The 12,548-nt window shown below is 61.7% G+C and carries 11 protein-coding genes; 8 read left to right on the top strand and 3 right to left on the bottom strand.

What is annotated here, in order from left to right; genetic code table 11:
• Positions 1-108: 108 nt before the first annotated feature.
• The 4 genes from NKJ75_RS03540 (at position 109) to NKJ75_RS03525 (ending at position 2,005) form a co-directional block, all read left to right on the top strand.
• Positions 109-414: an ArsR/SmtB family transcription factor gene (locus tag NKJ75_RS03540; RefSeq protein ID WP_023689559.1), complete on the top strand. Its 306-nt coding sequence runs from the start codon at positions 109-111 to the stop codon at positions 412-414.
• Positions 411-893, top strand: coding sequence for an SRPBCC family protein (locus NKJ75_RS03535; RefSeq protein WP_352499203.1), 483 nt, complete (start codon positions 411-413; stop codon positions 891-893). Before NKJ75_RS03540 ends, NKJ75_RS03535 begins: the two co-directional genes overlap by 4 nt.
• Positions 894-905: 12 nt before the next feature.
• Positions 906-1,319 (top strand): MAPEG family protein, encoded by a 414-nt coding sequence (locus tag NKJ75_RS03530; RefSeq protein ID WP_027049670.1) that lies wholly within the window; start codon positions 906-908, stop codon positions 1,317-1,319.
• Between the two features lie 128 nt (positions 1,320-1,447).
• Complete coding sequence (locus NKJ75_RS03525) at positions 1,448-2,005, top strand: HdeD family acid-resistance protein (RefSeq protein WP_033000955.1); 558 nt, start codon at positions 1,448-1,450, stop codon at positions 2,003-2,005.
• Between the two features lie 29 nt (positions 2,006-2,034).
• Here NKJ75_RS03525 and NKJ75_RS03520 read toward each other — a convergent pair whose 3' ends face one another.
• A complete protein-coding gene (locus NKJ75_RS03520) occupies positions 2,035-3,018 on the bottom strand; it encodes a bifunctional riboflavin kinase/FAD synthetase (RefSeq protein WP_352499202.1) in 984 nt (327 codons plus the stop codon).
• A gap of 9 nt (positions 3,019-3,027) precedes the next feature.
• Positions 3,028-3,888 carry a TIGR01459 family HAD-type hydrolase gene (locus NKJ75_RS03515; protein ID WP_023700634.1) on the bottom strand — a complete coding sequence of 287 codons (861 nt, stop codon included), beginning with the start codon at positions 3,886-3,888 and terminating at the stop codon, positions 3,028-3,030.
• Positions 3,889-4,224: 336 nt separating this feature from the next.
• On the opposite strand from NKJ75_RS03515, the gene NKJ75_RS03510 reads away from it, so the two are divergent.
• The 4 genes from NKJ75_RS03510 to NKJ75_RS03495 all read left to right on the top strand — a co-directional run bounded on the left by NKJ75_RS03510 (position 4,225) and on the right by NKJ75_RS03495 (position 9,741).
• Positions 4,225-6,114: a pilus assembly protein TadG-related protein gene (locus NKJ75_RS03510; RefSeq protein WP_352499201.1), complete on the top strand. Its 1,890-nt coding sequence runs from the start codon at positions 4,225-4,227 to the stop codon at positions 6,112-6,114.
• Positions 6,115-6,301: 187 nt separating this feature from the next.
• A complete protein-coding gene (locus tag NKJ75_RS03505) occupies positions 6,302-8,275 on the top strand; it encodes a pilus assembly protein TadG-related protein (protein ID WP_352499200.1) in 1,974 nt (657 codons plus the stop codon).
• A 156-nt stretch (positions 8,276-8,431) separates the two neighbouring features.
• A complete protein-coding gene (locus NKJ75_RS03500) occupies positions 8,432-9,064 on the top strand; it encodes a LysE family translocator (RefSeq protein WP_023715207.1) in 633 nt (210 codons plus the stop codon).
• 242 nt (positions 9,065-9,306) lie between these two features.
• On the top strand, positions 9,307-9,741 hold the full coding sequence (locus NKJ75_RS03495) for a CAP domain-containing protein (RefSeq protein WP_245265806.1): 435 nt from the start codon (positions 9,307-9,309) through the stop codon (positions 9,739-9,741).
• Positions 9,742-9,770: 29 nt separating this feature from the next.
• On the opposite strand, the gene NKJ75_RS03490 is transcribed toward NKJ75_RS03495, so the two are convergent.
• Complete coding sequence (locus NKJ75_RS03490) at positions 9,771-12,449, bottom strand: EAL domain-containing protein (RefSeq protein WP_031247157.1); 2,679 nt, start codon at positions 12,447-12,449, stop codon at positions 9,771-9,773.
• Positions 12,450-12,548: the final 99 nt, after the last annotated feature.

Below are 12,548 nucleotides of genomic sequence, written 5' to 3'. Positions count from 1 at the left end.
TGCGACCCTGTTTTTGCGCTGTGGCCCATTTGAACAGGGCGCCGCCGGGCCTGTCACGAGTTGACAGAAATAGCGAGGTTGCCTAAATTCGCGTTAGTGCAGACTAACATGAACAGATGGACAGCGCTTGGCGACCCGACTAGGCGGACGATCTTCGAACTGCTGGTCGAACAACCCTGTTCGGTCGGGGAATTGGCTCGTGCGCTTCCTGTCACCCGGCCGGCGGTCTCGCAGCACCTGAAGGTGCTCAAGGACGCCGGCCTCGTGGCCAACACACGGCTAGGCAAGCAACGCATCTACCGGGTCGAACCGGAAGGCTTGGCCAGCCTGCGCGCCGAACTCGACCGGTTCTGGAGCAAGACCTTGGCGGCCTACAAAGTGGTCGTCGAACAGCCCTTGAAGGAGCAGGAATGAGCACACATCAACCGCCCGTGAGGCACTCCATCCTTGTCGAGGCTCCGATCGCACATGCCTTCAAGGTCTTCACCGAGCACTTCGGCAGTTTCAAACCCAAAGAGCATAACCTGCTTGCGGTGCCGATCGCGGAGACGATCCTCGAACCCCGCGTTGGCGGTCACGTCTACGACCGCGGTGTGGATGGCAGCGAGTGCCGCTGGGCACGGGTGCTGGCCTACGAGCCGCCGAACCGACTGCTTCTGAGTTGGGATATCAGCCCTCAATGGCAGATCGAGACCAATCCGGACAGGACCAGCGAGTGGGAAGTCCGGTTTACGGCGGAGGCGGATAGCCGGACCCGCGTCGAGATCGAGCATCGCAATCTCGAACGTCATGGCGAAGGCTGGGAAGGCGTGCGCTTTGGGGTCGACGGCGATCAAGGCTGGCCGCTGTATCTCAGGCGATTCCAAGATCTTTTTGCCGGCAAAGTGACCTGAAGGAGCACAATTATGGAACCCTATTGGCTAAGCATCCTCGGTGTACTGATCCTCTGTCTTTTGTCAGTCGCACTGGCGGTTTACTCGGGTTCGTCCAAGGGATTTGCCGGAGCGCTTTCCGGTCCGGTGATCCCGGCCGACGACGCCAATCTCCTCTACAGGATCGACCGCGTGCATATGAACTCGGTCGAGGCGCTGGCGCCTTTTGTCGTCCCGGCGGTGCTGGCCATGATGGTTGGCGTTGGGTCGGCCACGTTGGCGACCATTGTCTGGGTTCATGTGGCGATACGCCTGCTTCACCTGGGGGTTTACCTACGCGGCGGCAAAGCCGCCAAGGGTGGCAGTGTCAGAACGATCGTCTACGTCTCTGGAGCGATCGTCACGCTTGTCCTCGTCCTTGTGACTGGGTGGGCTGCCATAAATTGACACGTACGCGCGAACCTCAAGCCACCGACGCTTTGTTTGTTTGCTAGCCGTCGCCATCGGCTGGACGTCCGCTACAGCCGGGGCTAACCTCCCGGCAAGGTGCCAGGCGATTTCGAGGAGATGCAGCCATGACGTTGCACGGTGATACCCTGAAAGATGCGATCGGCCGGACACGGGACAAATGGGGGTGGTTCGTCGCGCTCGGCGTGCTGCTGCTCATCTTCGGCGGCATTGCCTTCGGCAATCTGTTCATCGCCACCGTCGCCTCGGTCTATGTCGTGGGCTGGCTGATGCTGATGGCCGGCATCATCGAGATCGTGCATGCCTTCGGCGTGAAGACCTGGAGTCGCTTCTTCTATTGGCTGCTCAGCGGCCTACTTTATGCCGTTGCCGGTTTCTTTGCCTTCGACAATCCGCTTCTGGCCTCGACGGTGCTGACCTTGCTGCTGGCGGTGGCGCTGGTCGCTTCAGGCGCGCTCAGGGCCTGGGTCGGCTATAGCCACCGACCGGAAAAGGGCTGGGGCTGGTGGGTCGTCGCGGCGGGCCTGATCAGCGTGCTGGCGGGGCTGACCATCGCCATGGGCTGGCCGGTCAACAGCCTGTGGGTGCTCGGCCTTTTCCTGGCCATCGACCTGATCTTCCAGGGCTGGAGCTTCATCGCTCTCGGACTGGCGTTGAAGAAGTAGGGGCTTGAAGAGGTAAGCGGCCGGAAGGCTCAAAAAGCGATGGCGCCGTCCAGATCCGAAAGCGGCCTGACGCCGGCCAGCAGCGCGCGCGCCTCCGCCTCGTCGCGCTTCATTTGTGCCACCAGCCCATCGAGCCCATCGAACTTCACCTCGGGACGCAAAAAGCCGAAGAGCGATACGTCGCAGATCTCGCCATAGAGATCGCCGGCAAAGTCGAAGACGAAGGTTTCGAGCAGCGGCGCGCCATTGTCGTCGACAGTCGGGCGACGCCCGAAGCTGGCGACACCATCATAGAGCGTGCCGTCGGCGCGGCGAAAGCGGACGGCATAAATCCCTTCCTTCAGAGTCGTTTCCGGCGAAAGCCTCATGTTGGCTGTCGGGAAGCCGAGCGTGCGGCCGAGCTGCTGGCCGCCGATCACTTCGCTTTGGACGGTGAAGCGGTAGCCGAGCAGGCCTGCGGCCTCGGCGACCTCTCCCTCGCAGAGCAGCTTGCGGATACGGCTCGACGACACCACCTCGGCGCCCTCGTCGCGAAAGGCGTCGACCAGGGTGACGCCGAAACCATGGCGCTCGCCTGCCGCCATCAGAAACGCAGGACCGCCCTGCCGGTCCTTGCCGAAGTGAAAATCGAAGCCGGTGACGGCATGGGTGATGCCGAGGTTCGTCTCCAGCACATCGGTCACGAAAGCCTCGGCCGACAGGCCGGCAAAGGCGCGCGTGAACGGCTGTTCGACGAGTGCGGCAAAGCCCAGATGCGACAGCAGCCGCGCCTTCATCGGCGGCGGCGTCAATACGAACAGCGGCATATCGGGCCTGAACACCTTGCGCGGATGCGGGTCGAAGGTCAGCACTAGCGCCGGCACGCCGCGCCGCCCGGCTTCGGCAAGCGCGCGATCGAGCACCGCCTGGTGGCCGCGATGGACGCCGTCGAAATTGCCGATCGCCACCACGCCGCCGCGCAAATGCGGCGGCAGCGGCGCGGTTGCTGAAATGTGTTCGAAAGCTGCGCTCATGCAGCAACCCTACCGCAGTCTCGGAATGACGGCGACCGGCCGGTAGCCGTGCTTTTGCAGAAAGGCTGCAAGCCTGGCGGGGTCCGGCTGCATGGGATCGCCATAGTCGCGCGCGTGAATGCCGCCCGAGACGTAAAGCACGTCGATGCCGTTGTCGGCGGCGCCCTTGACGTCGGTCATCATGCCGTCGCCGATGGCCAGCACCTCGGTGCGCGCGACGTCTCGGCCGAGAAGCACGGCGACCTCCCGCAGCGCTACGTCATAGACCGGCGCATAAGGTTTTCCGGCGATCAGCGTGCGGCCGCCAAGCTGGGCATAGTCGCGCGCCAAGGCGCCGGCGCACCAGATCATGCGCTCGCCGCGTTCGACCACGATGTCGGGATTGGCGCAGATGAAAGGCAGGTTCCTGGCGCGCAGCCGGCGCAGCAGATCGGCGTAATCCTCAGGCGTTTCCACCTCGTCGTCGAACAGCCCGGTGCAGACCGCGCCGGAGGCCTCGAACTCCTCGACGAGCTCGACGTCCAGACCGTCATAGAGGGTGAAATCGCGGTCGGCGCCGATATGGAAGATTTTTCGTGGGCCTTCGGCGATAAGGTCGCGGGTCACATCGCCTGAGGTCACGACGCGGTCGTAGGCGACGGCGGGAACGCCGATCGCATTCATCTGCGCCACCACATCGGCATTGCGGCGCGGCGAGTTGGTGATCAGGACGACCGGGACCTTCGCCGCACGCGCGGCGGCAAGCGCTTCGGCAGCCGCCGGAAAATGCCATTCGCCATTGTGGATCACGCCCCAGACATCGCACAGGATGGCCGAGTAGGCGCCCGACAAATCCGCGAGCGAGCCGATGATATCAGGCGAATCCGCCATGCCGTTTACCTGCTGTGACGATCATTGCGAGAGCTGCAGCCGACGGTCCGCCGCAACCGGCCCCGCATTAACCGAAGCGTTTCATCCTGTCACCAGCTTTTCGGCACTTGCCAGGCTGTTGCGCAACGGGCTGATCGAAGGTTGCACAGGCAGGAACCACCCTTCTCCGAGCTTCGGTCTATCGAAACAATGTCGCACCGCTGATCACCAGGGCCGAGTGGTTAACGAGCCTTGAAAAGATGGGCCTATGTTGAACGCATTTCAGCAACCTGAAATTTAACGATTTTGTGGGCATCTTCGGACCGATATTGGGGTCCTGGCAGGGGTGCTGAAGGCATGATCCGCAGATTTCTGAACGACAGACGCGGCAACTATGCCTTGATGACAGTGATCACCATGGTGCCCTTGATGGGCGCGCTGGCGCTTGCCATCGACTACACCGATCTCTTGCGCCAAAAGCAGAACATGCTGAACGCGCTGGATGCCGCCGGGATTGCCACGGCACAGCAGATCGTCACCGGGGCGACCGACACGGCAGTCAAGGCCTATGCGAAGGATTTCTTCGAAGCCAATCTCGGCCGCGTCAAAGCAGCCAATACGGCCCTGACGGTGACGCTTCCCAACAACAACGCAGGTGGTGGCACGCTGAAGCTGTGCGCCGAATTGACGTACCACCCCTATTTCCTGCCGGCAGCGGCCATGATGATCGGAAGAACCGCCGCCGACGTCACAACATCGGCATGCTCGGAGATCCGCCTCAAAAACACGCTGGAAGTGTCTCTCGTGCTCGACAATTCCGGCTCTATGAGCATCAACGGCTCCGGCACCGGCCAGCCGCGAATAGATTTGCTCAAGAAGGCCGCGACCGAGCTTGTCAATACAATGGCGCTCCAGGCCGCACAAATGAAGCAGGTGACCAAGCCGGTGCAGTTCTCGCTGGTCCCGTTTTCTGCGTCGGTCAATGTCGGAGCTCCGATCCCCCCGGCTCCATTGCCGACGTGGCTGGACACGACCGGCATTTCCCCGATCCATCATCAGAACTTCGATTGGTCGACGATGACAGCGGCGGCAAATGCCACCAAATGGATCGAAAAAGTAGGCAGCGTTTACTACCAGCGCGGCACGGGCTGGGGCACAGACAAAGACAAGGAGATGACGCGTTTCACCCTCTATCAGGACATGATGGCAACGACCTGTACGAAGAAAAACTCGAACGGCACTTGCAAGACCTCCGTCGTCGCCAAATACGAAGCCTGGAAGGGCTGCGTGGAGGCGAGGCCGTATCCCTATAATGACGACGACACGTCGCCGACCACTGGGACGCCCGCCACCATGTTCGTGCCGATGTTCGCGCCGGACGAAGCTGGCAATTTCTGGACCGACACAACTCGCACCAGCACATCGACGTGGGGTTACGCCAACAATTGGTGGATCGATTATTCCGACACGCTGACTGTCCCCAAACGCCAGGCGGATATGCGCAAGTATTTTCTGACAAAGCCCTGGGACGCAGCAGCCGCTGCGGCCGATGATGGACCCAATTCGGCATGCACGACCGCCGCGATCACGCCGTTGCAGGACATAACCACCACCGATGGCAAGAAAATCCTGACGGATGCCATCAATGCCATGGCCCCGACGGGCAACACCAACGTGCCGGAAGGGCTGGCCTGGGGCTGGCGGACGGTGTCGAGCAACGAGCCTTTTACGCAAGGCCGGCCGAACACCGAAAGAGGCAACGACAAAGTGGTCATCGTCCTGACCGACGGCGCAAACACCTATAGCATCGGCCCCAGCAACGACATGACCAGCAACTACGCCAAGAATGGATCGACCTACGCCGCCTATGGCTACACCGGCCCTAATTTTCCGAAGCCAGTGGAGCCTGCGACCCGCCTGTTCGTCAACACGACCGTCGCCAAGACAACCTATACGGCGACCAACTACACGGCCGCGCTTGACGAGCAGATGCAAACCCTTTGCGCCAATGCGAAGAATTCGAACATTCTCTTGATGACCGTCTCGCTCGACCTTGTTAGTTCCAAGCCGGCGGAAAAGACTGCCATAGATTCGCTCAAGAAATGCTCCTCGGATTCGCGCTTCCGCAAGGATCCGACCGACCCGAGCAAACCGGCGAAGCTGTACTGGAACGCGACCGGCGCCACCTTGTCGCAAAGTTTCAAGGAAATCGCCGACGAACTGTCGAACCTGCGCATCGTCAGCTGATCGGCGCGATCTTTCGAACAAGGCGCTCCGCCTCGGCGGGGCGTTTTGCGTTCGGCAGCTGGCGCATTTGGTTAGCGCCTGGTGAAGCGCTATCCGCGCAATCGAGCAGTTTCCCAAACCCGTCCTTCAACGTTTTGTGAAACTGTGGCGGCATTGAAGAATCCGCAGGCGGGGCCGCTTACATCACATGCGTGAACTCTGGCGCACATTCCGGCGTGACTTCTGGCGTGACCGCCGCGGCAATTACGCTCTGATGACCGTTGTGGCGATGGTGCCACTGATGGGCGGCGTGGCCATGGCCGTCGACTACACCGGCGTGGTCAGCGAGAAGCAGAGGGTGGTCAACGCGCTCGACGCCGCCAACTTCGCCACCGCGCGCCGGCTGGTGGAAGGCGCCACCGACGACCAGTTGCGGGCCTATGCGCTCGACTTCTTCAAGGCAAACCTCAACGACGTCGATCCCGCCGACACGACGCTCAGCGTTACGCTGCCCAGCAGCACGACCGGCGGCGGCATCGTCAAGCTGTGCGCCAGCCTGGTCTACAAGCCCTATTTCCTGCCGGCAGCGGCGATGCTGATCGGCAGGACGTCGGAAAACGTCACCTACTCCGTGTGTTCGCAAGTCCGGCTGAAGAACACGCTGGAAGTGGCCATGGTGCTCGACAATTCGGGGTCGATGTCGAACACGGGCACGGGTGCCGGACAAAAGCGCATCGACCTTCTCAAGCAAGCCGCCAAGCAGCTCGTCGACACGCTTGCCTTGCAGGCCGCGATGATCAAGCAGATCGACAAGCCGGTCCAGTTCAGCCTTGTGCCGTTCGCCGCCTCGGTCAATGTCGGCGCCAGCAACGACAACGCGTCGTGGATCGACGCCTACGGGCTGTCGCCCATCCACAATGAGAATTTCGCCTGGTCCACGCTTAACGCAGCCGACAAATATGCCCAGAAGATCGGCGGCATCTGGTACAAGAAAGGCACTGGCTGGGGTGAGCAGGAGGGGCAGATGCTGACCCGCTTCTCGCTCTACCGCGACATGAAGGTGGTCACCAGCCACGAGCGCATCGTCGGCAGCAAACGCGTGGTCTGCGACAAATATCGCGCCAATCATACATGCTCGGACAGCCACAACGAATACGACTACAACGACACATACGGACCGTTCGCCAGCTGGCAGGGCTGCGTCGAAGTGCGGCCCTATCCCTATAATGTCAACGACGCGCCGGCCTCCGGCGGACCAAACAACACCGGCACCGGCGTCGGCGATCCCGCGACCATGTTCGTGCCGATGTTTGCGCCGGATGAGCCCGGCAATCATTGGTACATAACGCAGGACCCCGACGAGGTGGCCCCCAAGACCTATGGCGCAGCCAACAGCTGGTGGAACGACGATCCGGCGAGCACCACCGGCAAGACCAGGCAGTCCAACATGGCCAAGTATTTCCAGCCACGGCCGATCAATGCTCCGGTGCTGGGGACGGGTGCAGGTCCGAATTACAGCTGCACCACCACGCCGATCACACCGCTGACCGACGTCGCCAACGCCGCCGGGCTGACCAAGATCAAGGCAGCAATCGACCTGATGGCGCCCAACGGCAACACCAATGTGCCGGAAGGCATGGCCTGGGGCTGGCGCACCGTCTCCAGCACGGAGCCTTTCACAGGAGGACGTCCTGAGACGGAACGCGGCAACGACAAGGTGGTCATCGTGCTCACCGACGGCGAGAACACCTATTCGACGGTGAGTTCCGACCCCGCCGGCAACAAGTCGACCTATGCCGGCTATGGCTATACCGGCGTCGGCTACAACGGCACTGCGGTCACCCGCCTGTTCGGCGGCACATCGAGCGCCATCGGCCAGCTCAACTATTCGTCGAGCAACTACACCGCCGCGCTCAACGAGCAGATGGCGACGCTGTGCAACAACGCCAAGGCGGCCAACATCATGGTAATGACGGTGGCGCTCGATATGTCGACGACCGACGCCGGCGACAAGAGCGCGATGGAGGCACTGAAGACGTGCTCGTCGGACTCGCGCTTCCGCAAGGATCCGACCAACCCGAGCAAGCCTGCAAAACTGTTCTGGAACGCGACCGGCGCCACGCTGTCCGACAATTTCAAGGAAATCGCCAACGAGCTCTCGAACCTGCGCGTGGTGAGCTGAGGGTTGAAGCTGCTGATCTTCCCCACCTTGCGGGGGAAATTGGCGGCTTCGCCGCTTTCGTCATTTTCGACGCTGGCGCAAAGGCTCCGGCCATCATGCTCTTGCGGTGAGTCAAAACGCGTGATGGGTATCGTCACCGCTTCCCGGAGATCGCTCGTGCCCGAAACCGCCAACCATCTCGCCTTCGCGCTGGTCTGCCTCGGCATGGTGCTGACGCCCGGGCCGAACATGATCTACCTGATCTCGCGCTCGCTGTCGCAAGGCCCCAAGGCCGGGCTGATCTCGCTCGGCGGCGTGGCGGTCGGCTTTCTGTTCTATGTCGTATCGGCTGCACTGGGCATCACCGCGCTGCTGCTTGCCGTGCCGTTTGCCTACGACGCACTGCGCATTGCCGGCGCGCTCTATCTGCTATGGCTCGCCTGGCAAGCGGTGCGGCCCGGCGGGCGCTCACCATTCCAGGTGCGCGAACTGCCGAAGGACAGGCCGCGCAAGCTGTTCGCCATGGGTCTAATGACCAATCTCCTCAATCCCAAGGTGGCGGTGCTTTATCTGTCGCTGCTGCCGCAGTTCATCTCGCTGGGCAACGGCCATGTGCTGTCGCAGCTTCTGGTGCTCGGCGCCACGCAGATCTCGATCAGCCTGACCGTCAATGCCATCATCGCGGTAACGGCCGGTTCGATCGCCACCTTTCTTGCCGGACGGCCGCTATGGATGGTCATCCAGCGCTGGATGATGGGCACGGTGCTTGCCGCGCTGGCGCTTAAAATGGCGACCGACGCGCAACGCTGATCGGACGCAGCGCGCCGAGACTACATCGGCCGCCGACCTTCCCATTCGAATCGGCCGGCCGAACCTGCACGGAGGCCAGCGATTGAGATTTTCGCAGCCCTGCCCGGCAAAAGCCATGATCGCCGCTAAGTCAGGCAGGCATGACAATGATCTGCACCACCAATCATCCGCTCGCGCAAACCCGCTCTGGCGAAGCAAGTCCAAAATCAAACAGGCGCCTACTGCTGATCGGCCTTGCAGCCATGGCTGGCCTCGCTGCTTGCAGCACGGTCTCGGTGCCGACCGGCGAAGGCGCCGGTGTGTCGTCCTCGGCCACCGCGGCGCTGGCCGGCATCCGAGCTTCGGCCGGACTGCCGGCGCTGGTGCCGGACGCCCAGCTCGAGCAGGCCGCTCTGCAGCAGGCCGGCTATATGGCCTCGCGCGAACGCATGAGCCACACGACCGGCTGGGGCAAGGATTTCGCGTCGCGGATGAAAGACAATGGCGTGCGGGGCGCTGCTGCCGAGAACATCGCCGAGGGCCGCTTCGACCAGCAGAAGCTGTTCGACATCTGGATGCATTCGGCCGGCCACCGCCGCAACATGCTCGATCCGGATTTCAGCCGCTTCGGCCTCGCCTATGTACGCGACGGGCGCGACAGCGCCATCCGCTACTGGAGCCTGGTGCTCGGAAAATAGCAGCCAGCGGTCACGGCGCGACCCAGCCGTCAGCCTTTCGCGATCAGCTCGCCGATATCCCCAGGCGACAGGGGTTTGCTGAAATAATTGCCCTGCACCTCGTCACAATTGTTCTTGCGCAGGAAGGCGACCTGGTCTTCCGTTTCGACACCTTCGGCCAGCACCCGAAGGTTCAACTTCTGCCCCAGGGAAATCACGGCGCCAGTGACCGCCTGATCGTTCTCGTCGGTCGCGAGATCGTTGATGAAGGACTTGTCGATCTTCAGCCGCGCCACCGGAAACGTCTTGAGGGCGCTGAGACTGGAATAGCCTGTTCCGAAATCGTCGATCGATATCTGCACGCCGAGCTTTTGCAGTCCGTTCATCGTTGCGACCGCCAGCTCGAAATCCTGCATGATCAGGCTTTCCGTCACTTCGAGCTCGAGATACCTCGCCTCCAGGCCGCTTTCCTTCAACGCGTTGACGACGCGGTCGATCAGGTTCTTCTCCCGGAACTGCCGCGCCGACACGTTGACGCAGACGGTTACGGGCGACAGACCGGCGCGCTGCCAGGCTTTGTTCTGCCGGCAGGCTTCGTGCAGGATCCAGTCGCCGAGCGGCACGATCAGCCCGGTCTCCTCGGCGGTCGGGATGAACATCGCCGGCGAAACCAGGCCTCGCGTCGGGTGGTTCCAGCGCACCAGCGCTTCGACGGCGAAAACCTGCCCCGATCGCAGATCCACCTGTGGCTGATAGTGCAGAGCGAATTCCGACCGGGCGAGCGCGTTTCGCAATTCCTCCTGAAGCAGGAATTTTTCATGTGCAGTTGAGTTGAACTCCGGGGCATAGAACTGGAAATTGTCGCGGCCGAATTCCTTGGCGCGATACATGGCGGCGTCGGCATTGGCCAACAGCGTATCCGGGCTGGTCCCGTCCTTCGGGTAATTTGCGATGCCGATGCTGGCCGTCGTTCTCAGCCGATGCTCTCCGACAAGAACCGGTTCCGCGATCGCATCCCTGATCGTCTGCAGGGTTTCCGAGACCACATCGACATTGGTGGTTTGGTCGAACAGGACGATGACAAATTCGTCGCCGCCAAGCCGCACGACGGTGTCGGTGGCCTTCACGCATCCAACCAAACGGCTGGCGACGGTCTTGAGGAGTTCGTCGCCGGCATTGTGGCCAAACGTATCGTTCACCAGTTTGAAATTGTCGAGATCGATGAACACCACCGTCATCCAGCGATTGTATCGCTGCGCGTAGAGGACCGCCTGGGAAAGCCGATCCTCCAGCAAAGCGCGATTGGGCAGGCCGGTCAGCGCATCATGGTTGGCCATGAAGTGGATCTGGTCTTCCGCCAATTTGCGCTCGATCGCGATGCCGGCAATGTGTGTGGTGAATTCGATCAGGCGGGTCTCGGCATGGGTGGGTTCGCGCACGGTCATCGAATACATGGCAAAGGCGCCCAACACGACGCCCCGATGCGACAGGATCGGGGTTGACCAGCACGAACGATAGCCATGGGGTGCCGCCAGTTCGCGGTAATCGTCCCAAAGCGGATCCTGCAGAATATCGGTAACAATGACCGGTTCCCGCCGGTAGATGGCGGTTCCGCAGGATCCCACCTTGGGACCGATGGCCGCCCCATCGATGGCGCTCGTATAGGCTTTCGCCAGGCCCGGCGCCGCACCGTGACGCAAATGAATGCCGTCCTTGTCGAGCAGCAGGACGGAACCGAATATCCCCTCCAACTGAGCCTCGACGAAGCGCATGAGGCGGTCGAGCACGTCCTCCAGCGGCGCGCTCGTGGCAATCATTTCGAGGATCTGCGCCTGCCCGCTGCGAAGGACATCCGCCTGTTTGCGGGCGGTGATGTCGTGGGCGATGCCAACCAGGCCGAAGATTTCATTTTGGCGATTGCGCAACGGCACCTTCGTCGACGAAAGCCATTTGTCGTTCCCCGACGCATCGACGACGAACTCTTCCGCATCGATCATCGGTTGTCCGCTCTTGAGCAGGCGCTGCTCGACCAGGCGAAATTTCCGCGCAACTTCCGGGGGGTGGAGATCAAAATCGGTCAAACCGATCATGTCGCTGGTCTTGTTGCGCCCACTATCGGTCGCAAGGGCGCTGTTGACCACGACGAAACGGCTTTGCGTATCCTTGACCCAGAGATAATCGGGCACCCAGTCGATCAGCGCCTGCAGCGAAATGCGCTCGTCGACGATCTGCCGATTGGCGAGGAGTTCAGTGATGTCCTCATGCGTGGCGATCCAACTGCCATCGGGCATCGGCTGGTTACGGATCTGGATTGTGCGACCATCGACAAGTTTGGCGGTCCAGAGCCGCGAAGCCTTGCCCGAATTGATCGAGCGAGCCGTCGCGAGATAGGTGTCGGCGGCCGTCGCCGCCGTGCCGGCGGCGACGCGGCGCTCGACGATTTCGCTCAGTGTCACGCCAGGCCGCAATTCCTCGGGCGCTATGCGGTAGATTTCCGCATAGCGCCGGTTGCTCAGGATCAACCGTTCATCCGCATCGAAAAGGCAGATGCCTTGCGAAATATTCTCGATCGCAGTCTCGAAGCGCAGGGTCTGCCCTTCGAGAGCCGCAATGGTCGTGCGAAGTTCTCCCTCGAGCGTGTCGTAGGAGACGTCAGCCAGTCTTGCCAACGCGGCTAGGCCCACCGGCGCGCGCGTCGCGGCGGATCTTCTGGATGACTTCGTGACCAAACAGACCTCCTCCGGCTTGGCGCCTGAAACTAGAAAGGGCCTCTCTCCTGCGAACTGAAAGTCGACTGACAATGTTACAGATGTGCTAATTCAAGATGA

It is taken from the genome of Mesorhizobium sp. M0058, assembly GCF_040323095.1.
Lineage (GTDB): Bacteria > Pseudomonadota > Alphaproteobacteria > Rhizobiales > Rhizobiaceae > Mesorhizobium.
This window is presented reverse-complemented; position numbering and strand designations above follow the sequence as displayed.